This is a genomic window from Paenibacillus sp., assembly GCF_031177825.1.
GTDB lineage: Bacteria > Bacillota > Bacilli > Paenibacillales > YIM-B00363 > Paenibacillus_AE.
In genome coordinates, this window is the sequence record NZ_JAPSKE010000012.1 from 66,146 (window position 1) to 82,836 (window position 16,691).

The following is a 16,691-nucleotide window of genomic DNA, read 5'->3' on the forward strand; positions in this document are numbered from 1 at the left end:
GGCCGTTATTTTCTTTGCCCTGGTTGTCCCGGCGGCTAATCGCCTGCTAAAGTGCATCTAATCGGCCCGCGACGAGCTCGTGGCGCCCCTTTACCTGCGTAAATACATCTAATTCGCCGCCTGAAGGCTGCTTCGCTACTGAATAACTGCATTTTTGCAGGCATTCCGCGGGTAACGCATCTTTTTCGGCTCGAATTACCGCACATTTGCACCTCAAAGCGCTTGGGCCAAGCGCGTATTTGCGCTTATAAGCGGAATCCTCCGACTATACCGCCCAACTAAGCGCGAATCCTCCGCCGCCCGCCCTTCGCGCTCAGCGCTCCTTCACCGTCGGCAGCAGCCGGTTCGGGTTGAGCGTCCGCTCGATCGGCCACGTCGATTCGTCCGCCGGATCGAACGCTTCCAAATAAGCGATCACTTCCTTCGTTACCGGCGTCGGCGTCGACGCGCCGGACGTCACCCCGACCTTGCGCACCGGCATCAGCCACTCCGGACGCAGCTCGGACAAATCCGAGATGCGGTACGCCTTCACGCCTGCGATCTCCTCGGAAACCTGCGCCAGCCGATTGGAGTTGTTGCTGCGCGGATCGCCCACGACGATGACGAGGTCCGCCAGCGACGCCTGCTCCGCGACCGCCTCCTGCCGCACTTGCGTGGCGAGGCAGATTTCGTTATGGATTTCCGCGTGAGGATATTTATCCGTCACCCGCTTCATAATATGGCGAATGTCCCACTGGCTCATCGTCGTCTGGTTCGTGACGAGCACGCGGACGCCGGGCGGGAGGCTAAGCGATTCGATCTCCTCTTCCCGCTCGATCAGGTGCACCTTGTCCGGCGCGACGCCGACGGCGCCCTCCGGCTCCGGATGCCCCTTCTTGCCGATGTAGACGACTTCGTAGCCCTCCGCCGTCTTCTCGCGAATGAGGTCGTGCGTCTTCGTCACGTCCGGGCACGTCGCGTCCACGATCGTCAGCCCCTTGGCCGCCGCCCGCTGCCGCACCTCCGGCGACACGCCGTGCGCCGTGAAGATGATCGTGCCCTTGTCCACTTGCTCCAAGATGTCCAACCGATTCGGACCGTCGAGCGTGATGACGCCTTCGCGTTCGAACGCTTCGGTCACGTGCGCGTTATGAACGATCATGCCCAATATATAGATCGGCCGCGGCAGCTCCAAGTTGCGGGCCGTCTGCAGCGCAAGCACCATCGCGTCGACGACGCCGTAGCAGTAACCGCGCGGGGTGATTTTAACGACTTCCATGGGTCGTCACTCCCTTCCGTTTCATTATAAGGGAAACCGCCGCCGGAGTACATGACAGCTCTACGACGACAAGCTTCTGAACTAAGACGCTACGGCAATTCCGGAGGCGCCGGTTCGGTCCGCAGCCAGACGAGGAACGACGTTCCGCCGCCGGGGCGCGTCAACACTTCGATCGAGCCGTCGTGCTGATCGATGATCCAGCGGGCGATCGACAGCCCGAGACCGGTGCCGCTCGTCTCGCCGCGCGACGGGTCGATACGGTAGAACCGCTCGAAGATGCGCGGCACATGCTCCTTCTCCATCCCGATGCCCGTGTCCCGGATGCGAAGGCCGACGCGATCGCCCTCCTCCGACGGAACCGCCGACAGCTCCACTTCCCCGGAGGGGGTGTATTTGAAGGCATTTTCGATGAAAATGAACAATAGCTGCCGCAGCGCATCCGCGTCGCCGACGACCGAGACCCCCCGCAGCGCGGACAAGTCCCCGACGACCCAATCCGCCGCGCGCGGCAGATGCGTCGCCTTCCGGGCGACCTCGGCCACGAGCGGCCCCAACTCGAGGCGCTCCATGCGCATCTTGTGGCCGGCGTCCGCGCGCGCGAGCATCAGCATGTCGTTCACGAGCCGACTCATGCGCTCCGCCTCGCCGGCGATGTCCCGCACGGACTCCATCGCGATATCCGCTTGCTCGCCGTCGACGCCGCGGAGCGCGCCGGCCTCCCGCCACCGACGCCACATCTTCTCGAGCAGCTCCACGTTGCCGCGGATCGTCGTGAGCGGCGTCCGCAGTTCGTGCGACGCGTCGGAGACGAACCGACGCTGCGCCCGCACCGCATCCTCGAGTTCCCCGTACGCGGTCTGAATGCGCGAGAGCATGCCGTTGATCGTCGACGTCAGCCGCCCGATCTCGTCCTGCGGACCGCCGTATTCGATCCGGTGGCTCAGATCCTCCGCCTCGCCGATCCGGTCGGCCGCGCCGATGACGAGCTCGATCGGCTTCAACGCCTTGCGCGCCAAAAACCAGCCGAGCGTGGAGGCCAGCGCGATCGCCGCCAGCGCCGTCACCGTCAGCACGGTGCGCAAATACGACAGCGTCTGCTCCAGATCGTCGATCGTCGTCGCCACCTGCAGCAGCCCGACGTAATTGTCCGTATTCGGCAGCAACATCGGCCGGTTGTAGATCAAGACGGTGTTCCCGCCGATCTTCCGTTCCATATACATCGGTTTCGTCACCGGCTCGCCGTCCTCGACGTTCGCCGGCAGCGGCAGCTGGCCGTTGATGTTCTTCTGCCACACCCGCCCGTCGGCGTCCACCATCTGCAGGAAGTACCCCGAGTAGCGGAATTCGTCGAGCGCGGGGAACTGCGGTACGACGCGGGGACCGTAGAAGAAGCTCCACCCGACCCGAACGCCGATCTCCTGTTCGATCTGGTCGGCGAGCGACTCCATGTCGCGTTTCTCCCCCGTGGAGAGAATGAACGAGACCAACACGTACACCGCGATGCAGAAGGCGATGACGGTGACGCCGAGCACGGCGCTGTACCATAACGTCAATCGCAGCCGGATGCTCATCCCTTGTCGCCTCGCAACACGTATCCGGCGCCGCGCACCGTCTGGATCAGCCGCTTCTCGCCGCCCTCCTCCAGCTTGTTGCGCAGCATCGCGACATACACTTCCAGCACGTTCGACTCTCCGCTGTAGTCGTACCCCCAAATTTTATCCATCAGCACGTCGCGCGACAGCACGCGCCGCGGATTCGATAGAAATAAGTGCAACAGCTCGTATTCCTTCGCGGTCAGCTCGATCGACCGGCCGCCTCGAACCGCTTCCCTCGTATCCGGGTCGAGCGTCAAATCCTCGAAGACGAGGCGCCGATCTTCGACCGCCTCGTCGGCGCGCGGAACGGCGCTTCGCCGAAGCAAAGCGCGCACCCGCGCGAGTAGCTCCTCCAACGCGAACGGCTTGACGAGGTAGTCGTCCGCGCCCGCGTCGAGCCCCCGCACGCGGTCGCTCACCTCGTCCTTCGCCGTCAGCATGAGCACCGGCACGCGGATGCCCGCCTCGCGCAGCCGCCGGCACACCTCCCAGCCGTCCACGCCCGGCATCATAATATCGAGCACGATGACGTCCGGCTCCTCTTGCCGGATCGCCTCCAGCCCTTCCGCCCCGTTGCGCGCGGTCCGCACCCCGTAGCCCTCGAAGGCGAGGCCGCGGCGCAGCATCGATGTAATCTTCTCGTCGTCGTCGATGACCAATACCGTCTCTCTCATCGCGAATGAATCGCCTCCGTCTCGCGAAAAACCTTCCGAATCTATCGTAAAACAAAACCCGCCCCGCGGCAAAATCGAAAACGGCCGAACGGGATCCACATCACCGTTCGGCCGTTCGTTCGCCCCGCGCGGGGCGCTCGTCTTTATTGCTGAGCCGCGTCGTTCCGGTCGCCGACCGCTACGGTCACCTTCACCGATTTCCCGTTGCGGATGACGTCGAGCGCCATCTGGTCTCCCGGCTTCTTCTTGCCGACGATCGACTGCAGATCCGCGGCGCCCTTGATCTCCTGCCCGTCGATCCCGACGACGACGTCGTATTGCTGAAGGCCCGCCTTATAGGCCGGCGAACCGAGGATGACCTCGGAGATGAACGCGCCGTCCTTGTCCTCGAGACCCAAGTCGTCGATGTACTCTTCCGGCACGTCGCCCATCATGACGCCGATGTACGGACGCGGAATCGCCTTGTTCGCCTTAAGCGATTCGAGCACCTCGTTGATCGTGGTCGTCGGAATCGCGAAGCCGATGCCTTGCGCCTGCGCGTTCACCGCCGTATTGATGCCGATGACCTCGCCGTTCAAGTTGAGCAGCGGACCGCCCGAGTTGCCCGGGTTAATGGAGGCGTCCGTCTGAAGCAGCGCTTGGTATTTCCGGGTGCCTTCCGTATCCGGAATATCGATCGCCCGCTCCTTCGCCGACAGCACCCCGACCGTGACCGTATGATCGAACTCGTACGGGTTGCCGATCGCGACGACCCAGTCGCCGACGTCGGTCGAATCGGAGCTGCCGAGCGGCAGCGTCGGGAAGTCGGTCGCGCCTTCGATCTTCAACACTGCAAGGTCGAGATCGTACGCCGTGCCGAGCACCTCCGCGACATAAGGCTCTTTCGTACCCTCCACCACGACTTCGACCTTCTCCGCGCCGTTGATGACGTGCTCGTTCGTCAGGATATACCCTTCCTTATCGAAGAAGAACCCCGACCCCGAGCCGACCTGCACGAGATTGCCCGATCCGGCATTCGGCTGGCGCTGCTCCGGAACGCCGAAGAACTGATCGAAAATGCCGGACCCCGCGCTCGCGCGCTGGTTCGCGTACGTGACGATCTTCACGACCGCCGGGGACGCGACGTCGACCAGCTCCGCGATCGTGTTCGGCCGGACGACATCGATCGAAGCCGTCTCGATCGAGCCGCTCGAGCCGTTGCCGGCCGCGTTCGTCGCGGAGCCGACGCTGCCCGACGCCGCCCCCGTCGCCAAGACGTCGCTGCCCGAGAACAGGTTCATCTTGTCGCTGGCGAACATCAAGCTGCCGACGACGACCGCGCCGGCGAGGAACGAGGCGACGACGCTCTTGAACGACGAACGCTTCGCCGGACGCGCCTCCGCGCCGGTGTAAGACCAGGCGGACTGCGGTCTCGACGGCGCCTGCACCATCGGGTACGTGCGCAGCTCCCGAGGCGGGGTCATCTCCGCTTCGACCGCCGGCTCCGACGCCGCCTCGCGCCGCGCCTCTTCCCGTTCGCGCTCCGACGGAACTCGTCCGTACGTAAAGTGGTGATACTCTCTATCCTTCTTATTATGATCGTCCATTGCGAATAACCTCCTTGAATAACCTTATGGCTCTATTGTGAACGAAGAACCTTAAAGCTACCTTAAAGAAGGCTAAATTCGCGCTGAAAAGAACAACAATTTTCTAGACAAGCGCCGATTCGATCTCTCGAAGGACGTCCTTCGCCTCCGTGACGTAGGCGTCCTCGACCGCCGCGTCCGGGTCGACCGGCGCTTGGAATTGATTGACCAACGCGCCGAGCACGTAAAAGCGAGCCGTATGATCGTCGCCGGCGTTATAGAGATGCTTCAACACGTAAGGCGTGCCGACGACGACGCGCGTCCCGGGCTGCGGCGCGTCCGGGTCCAGCTCGCCGTGCACGACCTCGAACGGAACGCGAAGCCACACGGTCTGCTTCTCGCCGTCGAGTCTCCGATCGAAGCTGCCTTGATTGTAATCCCAGTTGCCGCCAAGCGCGAACCAATGGCGCTCGAGCGCGTCTTTCAGCTCCACGAAATCGAGCTCCCGATTCGTCAGATTCGATGATATAGAAATCAACGGAAGCAACCCCCTACATTGTTTCCATTAGAGTAGGCGTCTCTTCCGTCGATTATGTATTACACCCGCAAATCGATGCCCACCACGCCGCCCGCGCCGCCTTGGTAGCGAACGGCGAGCGTAATGCAGGGACGCTTCGTGATGGCGGAGACGTACGGCTCCGATACGTACAGCTCGCCCGCCATCGCCCGCTTCCACCACTCTCGATGGCGCGCGTGCAAGAGGCCTGCGGCCGGCTCGGAGAAGATGAAGCGGCCGTCGGTGTCGTTCGACCAGACGGCTTCGACTCCGTCATACGCCTTCAACGCTCGCAACAGCATGCCCTTGTGCCGGTCCTTGTCGAGCCCCGCGGCCGTCAACTCGGCCGCGAGCGACCGCAGGATATGCTTGCCCTGCTCGAGGTCGACGCCGACAAGCTCGGCGCCGTCCTCCGCGCGGAGCGAGAGGATCGACGAGACGAGCTCGCTGGACGCTTGCTGCAGCTCCGCGCCGACGGTCTGGAGCGACTCGATGCCCTCGCGCTGGCGCCGCATGTCCGCCATCGTCTGCTCGACGCTCTGCACCGTCTCCTGCCCGAGCTCCGCCGCTTCGTTCACCATCTCGGCCGTGCGGGAGACGCGAATCCGCTGCTCGCGGTTGGCGTCCGCGACGCCCAGGGCCGAGTCGTGCACCGCCTCCACCGCGGCGGACGCCTCGTCCAGCTTCAGCGCGATCGACCGCACATGCCCGATCGCCCGCTGCACCGACGCTCGCTCGGTTTCGACCGCCGCCGCGGCCTGCGCGGCGCCCTGCCCGATCTCCTCGACCATTCGCGAGGAACGCTCGACCGCTTCGCGGCTCTGCTCCGCGAGCTTCTTGATCCGATCCGCGACGACGCCGAACCCGCGACCGGATTCGCCGGCGCGCGCCGCCTCGATCGAGGCGTTCAAGGCGAGCAGCGACGTCTGCCCGACGATCTCCCGAAGCAGCTCGTTAATGTCCTCGATATGCTTCATCCGCTCGGTCGAATGCTTCACGTGGTCGACCGCCGTCCGGTTCAACCCGTCGAGTTCGGACAGCGCGCGCACCGACTCGTTCACCGCTTCGTTCATGTCGGTCATATTCGCGCGCGTCCGCTCGCTCTCCTGCTTCATCCGATCCGACAGCGCGTGCACGCGCTCCGCTTGGGCGTCGGCTTCCTTCATCCAGACGAGCGTCTGCTTCAAGCGGCTCATGACGTGCAAGCTTCGCTTGCGCAGCTTGTCCCCCGCGTCGGAGGAGCGTTCCGCGATATCGTTCAGATGATCGGCGGCCCGGCCGAGGTCGTCCACGCTGGCGATGAGACGGTCCGCAAACACTTGCGATTCGTTCAGGAACGCTTCGACCACATCGGCCGAAGCTGCGTTTCCGGATCTTCCTACGTCAGCTATGTTCCCTGACTTCTTCCAAAATGTCCAACCCACCACGCTCATCCTCTCATCTACGTTACTTTTTCTAACATTATAATCCCGGTATAACCAAAAGAAAAGAGGAACGCGTCAGCGTTCCTCTCAATAGTTTCATTTTCCAACCGTTATACCGACAGCTTCTTCCGACCGTCCTCCAGGATCAGTTCGTTCAACCGATTCAATTCCTTCTCGGTGAGCTTCCCGTCGCCCTTGTGAATGACGCGAACCTTGACCTTCTTCTTGCCCCATTCGTCGTACACCTGCTTCGTCGTCTCGAAGAACAAGTCGATCTTCTTCCCCTTGATCGCGGAGCCGGTGTCGGCGACGACGCCGTAGCCGTAGCCGGGAATATGCAGCACCGTGCCGATCGGGAACACCTTGCGGTCGGCCGCGATCGTGGAGAACACGTCGCGACGCACCTTTACGCCGGAATACGTGATCCCGTATTGCGGATGATCCGGCGACTTGCCCGTCGATTCGACGCCCGCCGTGTAGCCGGTCGCCGTCACTTCGATCTCGTCATATTGTTTCATCTTGTCGGCATGGAGCACCGGCACCGCCTTCGCCAGCTTCATCCATTGCGACTTCGATTTTACGTTCGCTTGCAAGAGCTGCACGATCGTCGGTCGCGCGGCCGGCGATCCAAGGCTCTTGACCGGGCTCAGGCCGTGCAGCTGCCCGGGGAATTCCGCTTGCGTCGGCGACGCGTCGTCGAACGCTTCGAGATGCGCTCCTAGTATTTTGCCATTGCCTATCGGGCCTAGCGACGCGATCAATAGGAAAGCGGTCATCCCTACGACCATCGTTCGAATCTTTCCGATCGTCGTCGTCGTTGGCTTTGCTGGCGTCGTTGTCATCATTCGGTTTCATCCCCCCATACTCTGAGGGTGTCCAGGCCATTTGGTTCTTATACATTAAAAACCTATTTTTTGGCATGCGAGGGGATGAAAACCGCATGAATTCGCTAGTTTAGTAGACTTTCCCGCCGACCTCTTCTTGGATCATCCGGATCGCTTCCTCGATTCCGAACGCGCCGATATCGCCGTCGCCGCGGCGGCGGATCGATACCGTGCCGGCGCTCTGCTCGTTCTCGCCGACGACGAACATGTACGGGATGCGCTCCAACTGCGCTTCGCGAATCTTATAGCCGAGCTTCTCGTTGCGCAGGTCCGCGTCGACCCGGAGGCGGGACGCCTGCATCTTCTCCTGTACGTTCTTCGCGTAATCCGAGAACTTATCGGATACCGGAATGACGACCGCCTGCACCGGCGACAGCCACGTCGGGAGCGCGCCGACGAAATTCTCGAGCAGGAACGCCGTCATGCGCTCCATCGTCGAGATGATGCCGCGATGGATGACGACCGGACGATGCTTCTGACCGTCTTCGCCGACGTATTCGAGCTCGAACCGCTGCGGCAGCAGGAAGTCGAGCTGCGCCGTGGAGAGCGTCTCTTCCTTTTTCAACGCCGTCTTGATTTGCACGTCCAGCTTCGGCCCGTAGAACGCCGCCTCGCCTTCCGCCTCGTAGTACGGCAAGCCGAGATCCTCGACGACTTCCTTCAGCATGCGCTGCGACATTTCCCACATCGCGTCGTCGTCGAAGTACTTCTCCTTGTTGTTCGGATCGCGGTACGACAAGCGGAACCGGTAGTCCTCGATGCCGAAGTCTTTGTATACGTGTTGGATGAGCTGCACGACGCGCGCGAACTCTTCTTTGATCTGATCCGGCCGGCAGAAGATGTGCGCGTCGTTCAGCGTCATCGCGCGGACGCGATGGAGGCCCGTCAACGCGCCGGACATCTCGTACCGGTGCATCGTGCCGAGCTCGGCGATGCGGACCGGCAGGTCGCGGTAGCTTCGCATGTCGCTCTTGTACACCATCATATGATGCGGGCAGTTCATCGGACGGAGGACGAGCTCCTCGTTGTCCATGCCCATCACCGGGAACATGTCCTCTTGATAATGCGCCCAGTGGCCCGAAATCTTATAGAGCTCGACGTTCGCGAGCACCGGCGTATAGACGTGGCTGTAGCCGAGGCGCTCTTCGAGATCGACGATGTACCGCTCCATGATGCGGCGCAGCTTCGCGCCCCGCGGCAGCCAGAGCGGCAAGCCTTGGCCGACCTCGCGCGAGAAGGAGAACATCTTCAGCTCGCGTCCGATTTTCCGGTGATCGCGCTTCTTCGCTTCCTCCAAGAGCACCAAATGCTCGTCCAGCTGCGCCTTCTTCGGGAACGCCGTGCCGTAGATGCGCTGCAGCATCTTATTCTTCGCGTCGCCGCGCCAGTAAGCGCCCGCCACGCTAAGCAGCTTGAACGCCTTGATCCGGCCCGTGGACGGCAGGTGCGGTCCGCGGCACAGATCGAAGAACTCGCCTTGGTCGTACAGCGTGATCGGCTCGTCGCCCGGAATCGCATCGAGCAGCTCCACCTTCAGCGGATCGTTGATGCCCTTGAAGATGGCTTTCGCTTCTTCGCGGCTGACTTCGCGGCGCGTGATCGCCAAGTTTTCCGAGACGATGCGCTCCATCTCCTTCTCGATCTTCGGGAAGTCTTCCACGGAGATCGGCGTGTCGAGATCGATATCGTAGTAGAAGCCGTCTTCGATGACCGGACCGACGCCGAGACGCACGTTGTCCGCGCCGTAGATGCGCTTGATCGCCTGCGCGAGCAGATGCGCCGTGCTGTGGCGGAGCACCTCGACGCCCGCTTCGGAGTCGAGCGTGACGATCTCCACGGCCGCGTCTTCTTTCAGCTCGCAGCTCAGGTCGACGGACTTGCCGTTCACCTTGCCGCCTACCGCGTTCTTCTTCAATCCCGGGCTGATCGAGCCCGCGACGTCTTCGACCGTCGAGCCGGCTTCGTATTCGCGAATCGACCCGTCCGGCAGCGTTACTTTAATCATGTCTTTCATCCTCCTCGTGTCTTTGGAAAACAACAAAAAAAGCACCCATCCCCATAGGGACGAATGCTTGCATTCGCGGTTCCACCCTAGTTCGTTCGCTTCCCGCCGTCCGGACGACGCGAGAGGCGCGACGCGCTTCATTCACCTGATTCGTCCGATAACGGGAACGTCCCGGCATCGACTACGGTCCTGCCCTTCGGGGCGGATTCGCCGACGCGGCTCTCGAAGCGGTAAGCGGTTCGTGCGTGAGTCCGGAGGAACTTGCAGCCGAGGTTCCTCTCTCTGGGCGGAGCGGCGAACGCTGTTGTCTTCGGTCGAAGCCTTTGCGCGAAAATATGACATCATTATAGACGCGCCGACATGCGTTCGTCAAGCGTGGACTCGGCCCCTTACTTCCTCCGGCGTTCCTCGATCAGCGGCAGGCAGACGGCGCAATCGACGCACAACTCCGCGCGACCCTCGAATATGGTCAGAATCGTCTTGATCACTTGTTCCTCGGGCGTCTGGGTATGCACGAACAGCTTGCCCGGCGATACGGAAATGAGCGTGCTGACGATGACGTCCTCATAGCTGATGTCCTTGTCGATCAGCTCCACGACGAATTGGTCCATCTGCTTCGTATCGATCGGCAGCATCCGCTCGTTCAGCAGCGTGAAGTCGTGGTTGCCGTGATGGACGACGTGCGCCGCCGGAATTTTCGCCTCTTGAATGTACACGAAGTATTTCAGCAAGGAGATGAACTCTTGGTACTGACGTTCCATCATCCATTCGTCGACCGCGTACGCGACCGAATCGCGCAGCTCCTCCACGTACGATCCGGCGCGAAACCGAAGAAACCCTTCCACGTTCAGGAAACGCTCTTCGCCGAGATACGCTTCGATCGCCTCGGCCAGCTTGGACAAGCGGCGTTCGTAAAACACGTCGACGCCGTCCTCGTTCGTCTTCGCCGCGAGCATGCGGTCGCATTGCTCCTGCACCGCGGCGACGCCTTCCCGGTCCTCGGCCCCGACTTCCTTCGCGATGTACTTCTGCAGCCACTCGCGTTCATAACCTTCTATGACAGCCGCCGCAAGCGGTCGCGACGCAGCCTTGCGGGCTTTCGCGATCGTTTCCTGGCTCGCGTTGGCGATATCGCAGACGATGCCTGTCCCGCCCGTAAGCGGAACTCTGCGAAGCTCGATCCCGTCCGCTACGGGACTCGCTTCGACGATGGCGGCTCGCATCGCTTCCGCGACGCGCTCCGCGTCGATGCCGGCGGGGTTCACAAGCAGAGTGAACAGCTCCATGGTGTTTCCCCTCCCTTCCCTTTCTAAGAGTATATGGTCGCTCTACAGGGGATATACAAAGCAATCGTTGGAAGGGGGGGCGAGAATTTTTTCGGAAAATGTTGTGCATTGCGCGAGGGAGGGGCATGCGTCATACGCTCCGCTGCTCCGGTATGACCCATGCCCTGTTCGCACATGCGCAAACCCAAAGCCTCCCGACGACCCGCCCGCATCATTAATAAAGAAATCGCACTGATCGCGAGGCTGGCCTCAAGACCGGAAGTCGACGCAAAAAGGCCCCGAAGCCGGGGGCGTCGCCTCCCGACAGCTTCGAGGACCTTCGAATCAAGCGATTAATTTTGCATCACGAAATCCTTGTCCACGCCCGCCGATTCGTCGTCGAACGTGCGGATCGTGTTGTATTTCGTATCGCGCTGCGCCGGCACCTTGCCCGCTTCGCGGATCAGCTTCAAGATCAGCTCGATGTTGACCTTGTGCGTCGTGCCCGCGGCGGAGACGACGTTCTCCTCGATCATCGTGCTGCCGAAGTCGTTGCAGCCGAACGACAGCGACTTCTTGCCGACCTCCGGCCCCATGGTGACCCACGACGACTGGAAGTTCGGAATGTTGTCGAGCATCAGACGCGCGATCGCCAATGTCTTCAGGTATTCCTCCGGCGTCGCTTTCTCGGCTTTCAGGTTCGTATTGTCCGGCTGGAACGTCCACACGATGAAGGCGAGGAAGCCCGTCGACGGGTTATTTTCCGCGATGCACTCGTCCTGCGCATCGCGAATGCGAAGCAGATGAAGCACCCGCTCCTCCATCGATTCGCCGAAGCCGATGACCATCGTCGCCGTCGTGTTCATGCCCGCGCGGTGCGCGGAACGCATGACGTCGATCCAGTCGCGCCAGGAGCCCTTCAGGCGGGAAATCTTCTTCCGCGTCCGGTCGTCGAGAATCTCGGCGCCGCCGCCCGGCAGCGAGTCGAGGCCCGCGGCTTTCAGCTCGCGCACGACCTCGTCCGCCGGAAGACCCGACACGTCCGCCATCTTGCGGATTTCCGCCGGCGAGAACGAATGCATCGTGATGTCCGGGAACCGCTGCTTAATGCCCCGCAGCAGGTCCGTGTAATACGAGAACGGCAAATTCGGGTTCGTGCCGCCCTGCATTAAAATTTCCGTGCCGCCGACGTCGATCGTCTCCTGAATTTTCCGGAAGATCGCCTCGTCCGGCAGCACATAACCCTCGTCGGAGCCCGGCTGGCGGTAAAACGCGCAAAACCGGCAATACACGTCGCAAATATTCGTATAGTTAATGTTCCGGCCGATGACGAACGTCGTCACCGGCTCCGGATGAAATTTTTTCATGATTTGGTCCGCCGCGGCGCCCATCTTCTCGATTTCGTCCGACGCGAACAACGCCAGCCCGTCTTCCATCGTCAGCCGTTCGCCCCGAAGCGCCTTGTCCAAAATCGCATCTATGCTCATTATCGGTTCGTCCTCCCCTGTTCTAGCCTTCCTATCATTCTATCACAATTCGATCCGAAAGACAGAACGGTAAGGTTTCCCGCGAGCGCCGACATTACTTCAATTCCGCGGCCGCCGCGTCGAACGCCTGCGCGAGGTCGTCGATCAGATCGTCCGCGTGCTCGATGCCGACCGAGAAGCGAAGCAGCGTCTCGTCGACGCCGACCTTGTCGCGGATGTCCTTCGGGATGTCCGCGTGCGTCTGCACCGCCGGATACGTCATGAGCGACTCGACGCCGCCGAGGCTCTCCGCGAACGCGATCAGCTTGATATGGCGCAGAATCGGCTCGATCGTGCGGGCGTCCTTCATCTTGAACGAGAAGATGCCCGTATTGCCGGACGACTGCCGGTTTTGGATGTCGTGGCCCGGGTGCGACGGCAGCGCCGGGTAGAACACCTCGGACACCATCGGGTGCTCCGATAACCATTGCGATATTTTCAGCGCGTTGTGCTGGTGCCGCTCCATCCGCAGCGCGAGCGTCTTCAGACCGCGCATGAGCAGCCAAGAATCCTGCGGTCCGAGCACCGCGCCGATCGAGTTGTGCAGGAAGGCGATCTTCTGCGACAGCTCTTCGCCCTTCGTGACGATGAGGCCCGCGAGCACATCGTTATGGCCGCCGAGATACTTCGTCGCGCTGTGGATGACGATGTCGCAGCCGAGCTCCAGCGGACGCTGGAAGAACGGCGTCAGCAGCGTGTTGTCGACGATCGTGATCAAGTCCTTCTTTTTCGCCCAAGCGGCGACGCGCTCTACGTCCGTCACCATCATGAGCGGATTCGTCGGCGTCTCGATGAGCACCGCCTTCGTCGAGCCGGGGCGGAAGTGCGATTCGAGCGCGTCGAGATCGTTCGTGTCGACGTACGACGCCGTCACGCCGAAGCGCGTCATGATTTGCTCGATCAAGCGGTATGTACCTCCGTACAGATCGAGGCTGACGAGCAGGTGATCGCCGGACGAAAATAGGGCGAAGATCGTCTGCAGCGCGGCCATGCCGGTGCTGCAGGCGAACCCGGCGTCGCCGGACTCGAGGTCGGCGAACGCCTCCTCGAGCACCTTGCGCGTCGGCGACTTCGTCCGAGCGTAATCGAAGCCCGTGCTCTGCCCGAGCTTCGGATGGCGGAATGCGGTCGATTGGTAAATCGGATAGCTGACGGCGCCCGTCTGCGGATCCTCCAAGGATCCGATCTGCGCGAGGCGGCTTTCGATATGTTTCACTGGTTCACTCGTCCCCTCTTTAAATGTACATTCCGGCGTATACGAAGCTGTCTTCTTCCTTCGCCTGGCCCAGCTCGAACGGCGTTTCTTGGTATACGTAGTAGTTTAACCAGTTGGAAAACAGCAGGTTCGCGTGCGCCTTCCACGTCGAACGCGGCTCGCGAGTCGGGTCGTCCTTCGGGAAGTAGTTTTTCGGCACGGCGATGTCCATGCCCTTCTTCATGTCGCGGTCGTACTCCCACTTCAGCGTCTCCGCGTCGTATTCGGAGTGGCCCGTGACGAATACGTGCTTGCCGTCCTTCGTCGCGGCGAGGTAGACGCCCGCTTCGTCCGACACCGCGAGGATGTCGAGGTCCGGCACCTTTTCGATATCTTCCCGCTTGACGTCCGTGTGACGGCTCTGCGGCACGAAGAACATCTCGTCGAACCCGCGCGTCAGCTTCACGTTCGAGCAAGTCAGGACATGGGGGAATACACCGAAAATTTTCTCCGGCATATCATATTTCGATACCCCGAAGTGGTGGTACAACCCGGCTTGGGCCGCCCAACATATATACATCGTCGACGTTACGTTGCGGTTCGCCCAGTTCATGATGTCCTGCAGCTCGCGCCAGTAATTCACTTGCTCGAAGGGGAGATGCTCCACCGGCGCGCCCGTGATGACGAGACCGTCGAATTGCTCGTAACGGATGTCGTTGAACGTCTTGTAGAACGACTCCAGGTGCTCCGCGGACGTATTTTTGGACCGATGCGTCTCCGGGTGCAGCAGCGTGACTTCGACCTGCAGCGGCGTGTTGCTGAGCAGGCGCAAGAGCTGCGTCTCGGTCGTCTCCTTCGTCGGCATCAGATTCAGAATGACGATGCGCAGCGGGCGGATGTCTTGGCGGAATGCGCGGGATTCGTCCATCACGAAGATGTTTTCGTTCGATAAGATTTCCTTCGCCGGCAGATTGTCGGGTACTTTGATCGGCATGGCGGAACGCTCCTTTGTCCTGAAAGATAGGGATGTCACGGAACGTGGAACATGAAAAGAACGCCTTCCTCAAATAGAGAGAAAGGCGTTCACGGGTATCGGTAACGGCCTTCTCTCATCTCTCAGAAGCCCCTGAATCTCCAACCGTCAAACCAACGGACGACGTGGAGATTCGGTCGATTCAGGTGTTATATCCGAAGGATATACGTTCTGAATCGTAAGCTTCCGCAAGAATTAGCACCGTGCAGGAATCGCGCCGCTTGGGCGTTGCGATTCCGTGCCGGTTGCCGGGTTTCATCGGGCTAGTCCCTCCACCTGCTCTTGATAAGAGTGCGTTCATATTCGGTTTCCAGTTGCGATTACTCTTTATGTTACGGAGAAACCGCCTCGAAGTCAAGAGGGGTGCGGAACCCTGTTGAAACCCAATAGGGACAAGAGTATACTAATCGAGTACTCGCGAGTTTTCATGTTATTTTCGCGGGGAAAATCAGGATGTATCGAGGTGACACGAGCGCATGGACGGAGACCGACCCTGTTGGTTCCAACACGCAGCGACGAACAAAATTGCATATTGGAACGCAGAAGCGATTCTGCCGCCGGCGCGAGCGATCCTACATTGACGATACCCGCGCCCGACTTGCTTCGCACTCGCGACTGCGTTCCTCGACACGAGGAGGAGATCCGCGATGAAAGTCAGATTGGTGCAGCAAGGCGTATTTACACAAATCGAAGACCCGGCGGAAGCGCTCGTTCAACCGGCTAACGGCTTCTACTGGATCGACGCGAGCCCCGAAGAGCTGGAGACGCTCCAACCGTTATTCCACCTTCACGAGCTGGCGGTCGAAGACGTGATGCAGGAAGAGGAGCAGCGCCCGAAGCTGGAAATTCACGAGGGACATTACTTTATCGTCGTGAACAGCATTCGGTTCGACGACGAGGAGTTTTTCTTTCGGGCCGTGAACATGTTCTTAGGCAAGCACTTCATCATTACGGTGACGCGGCAGAAGGTCAACGAGCTGCGCGCGGTGAAGCCGCTGCTGTGGGAGGAAGAAGTCAACTCGCCCGATCAATTCCTCTACCACCTGGTCGACCGGATCGTCGACAATTATTTCAGCGTGGCGGACCGAATCGAAGACAAAATCGAGAAGCTCGAGGAAGACATTCTTCGACATACGAAGAAATCGCATTTGAACGAAATCATCGGTCTCCGCAGCGAGATCTTATATTTGAAGAAGGTGCTCGGCCCGCAGAAGGAAGTGATCGGCATGCTGGCGCGCAAGGAGCTTCGGCTCATCGACGGCACGCTGCAGAAGTATTTCGCCGATATGCACGAGAACGCGCTGAAGGTCACGGAATCGTTCGACACGTTCCGCGACCTGATGGGCAACTTGCGCGAGGCGTACCAGTCGAGCATCGCGAGCCGCGCGAACGAAATCATGCGCGTCTTCACGGCCGTCACGACGATCTTCATTCCGCTGACGTTCATCACCGGCGTCTACGGGATGAACCTGCTGAATTTGCCGGGAGAGAAAAACCCGCATTTCGCCGTCATCTTGATCGTGACGATGACGTTGCTCGCGGTCGGCATGTTCTTTTATTTCCGCAAACGAGAGTGGCTGTGACCCAGCCGCTCTTTTTTTGCGTCGAGTTTTGCCCCTTCGAACGGGAAATCCTCCCTCCCATTTCGCCCCAGAGAGGCAAAATCGCCGGATCCGGCCAAATCGGATGGAGAATTTCCCGTTCAGCCCCT

The 16,691-nt window shown here is 60.8% G+C and carries 13 protein-coding genes and 1 riboswitch; of the genes, 1 reads left to right on the forward strand and 12 read right to left on the reverse strand.

Annotation, left to right across the window (positions count from 1 at the left end):
• Nucleotides 1–313: 313 nt before the first annotated feature.
• From RIN49_RS15470 to metA, 12 genes are all read right to left on the reverse strand, one after another.
• Nucleotides 314–1,258 (reverse strand): 4-hydroxy-3-methylbut-2-enyl diphosphate reductase, encoded by a 945-nt coding sequence (locus tag RIN49_RS15470; protein ID WP_309121066.1) that lies wholly within the window; start codon nucleotides 1,256–1,258, stop codon nucleotides 314–316.
• An 89-nt stretch (nucleotides 1,259–1,347) separates the two neighbouring features.
• A complete protein-coding gene (locus RIN49_RS15475; protein WP_309121067.1) occupies nucleotides 1,348–2,829 on the reverse strand; it encodes a sensor histidine kinase in 1,482 nt (493 codons plus the stop codon).
• On the reverse strand, nucleotides 2,826–3,527 hold the full coding sequence (locus RIN49_RS15480) for a response regulator transcription factor (RefSeq protein ID WP_309121068.1): 702 nt from the start codon (nucleotides 3,525–3,527) through the stop codon (nucleotides 2,826–2,828). Before RIN49_RS15480 ends, RIN49_RS15475 begins: the two co-directional genes overlap by 4 nt.
• 143 nt (nucleotides 3,528–3,670) lie before the next feature.
• Complete coding sequence (locus RIN49_RS15485; RefSeq protein WP_309121069.1) at nucleotides 3,671–5,113, reverse strand: S1C family serine protease; 1,443 nt, start codon at nucleotides 5,111–5,113, stop codon at nucleotides 3,671–3,673.
• Nucleotides 5,114–5,216: 103 nt separating this feature from the next.
• On the reverse strand, nucleotides 5,217–5,630 hold the full coding sequence (locus RIN49_RS15490) for a YugN family protein (RefSeq protein ID WP_309121070.1): 414 nt from the start codon (nucleotides 5,628–5,630) through the stop codon (nucleotides 5,217–5,219).
• Nucleotides 5,631–5,689: 59 nt separating this feature from the next.
• Nucleotides 5,690–6,997: a methyl-accepting chemotaxis protein gene (locus tag RIN49_RS15495; protein WP_309121071.1), complete on the reverse strand. Its 1,308-nt coding sequence runs from the start codon at nucleotides 6,995–6,997 to the stop codon at nucleotides 5,690–5,692.
• A 185-nt stretch (nucleotides 6,998–7,182) separates the two neighbouring features.
• Complete coding sequence (locus RIN49_RS15500; RefSeq protein WP_309121072.1) at nucleotides 7,183–7,917, reverse strand: 3D domain-containing protein; 735 nt, start codon at nucleotides 7,915–7,917, stop codon at nucleotides 7,183–7,185.
• Nucleotides 7,918–8,026: 109 nt separating this feature from the next.
• Entirely contained in the window at nucleotides 8,027–9,961 is a 1,935-nt protein-coding gene (thrS, locus tag RIN49_RS15505; protein WP_309121073.1) for a threonine--tRNA ligase, read from the reverse strand.
• Between the two features lie 389 nt (nucleotides 9,962–10,350).
• Nucleotides 10,351–11,247 (reverse strand): putative sporulation protein YtxC, encoded by an 897-nt coding sequence (locus RIN49_RS15510; RefSeq protein ID WP_309121074.1) that lies wholly within the window; start codon nucleotides 11,245–11,247, stop codon nucleotides 10,351–10,353.
• A gap of 332 nt (nucleotides 11,248–11,579) precedes the next feature.
• The gene (mqnC, locus tag RIN49_RS15515) at nucleotides 11,580–12,716 is read right to left on the reverse strand and encodes a cyclic dehypoxanthinyl futalosine synthase (RefSeq protein ID WP_309121141.1); all 1,137 of its coding nucleotides are present in this window, start codon (nucleotides 12,714–12,716) and stop codon (nucleotides 11,580–11,582) included.
• Nucleotides 12,717–12,807: 91 nt separating this feature from the next.
• Nucleotides 12,808–13,968: a PLP-dependent transferase gene (locus tag RIN49_RS15520; protein ID WP_309121075.1), complete on the reverse strand. Its 1,161-nt coding sequence runs from the start codon at nucleotides 13,966–13,968 to the stop codon at nucleotides 12,808–12,810.
• Between the two features lie 19 nt (nucleotides 13,969–13,987).
• On the reverse strand, nucleotides 13,988–14,941 hold the full coding sequence (gene metA, locus RIN49_RS15525) for a homoserine O-acetyltransferase MetA (protein WP_309121076.1): 954 nt from the start codon (nucleotides 14,939–14,941) through the stop codon (nucleotides 13,988–13,990).
• 185 nt (nucleotides 14,942–15,126) lie between these two features.
• A riboswitch (SAM riboswitch) is annotated at nucleotides 15,127–15,272 on the reverse strand.
• A 355-nt stretch (nucleotides 15,273–15,627) separates the two neighbouring features.
• Here metA and corA point away from each other — a divergent pair.
• Nucleotides 15,628–16,563 (forward strand): magnesium/cobalt transporter CorA, encoded by a 936-nt coding sequence (gene corA / locus RIN49_RS15530; protein ID WP_309121077.1) that lies wholly within the window; start codon nucleotides 15,628–15,630, stop codon nucleotides 16,561–16,563.
• Nucleotides 16,564–16,691 lie beyond the last annotated feature (128 nt).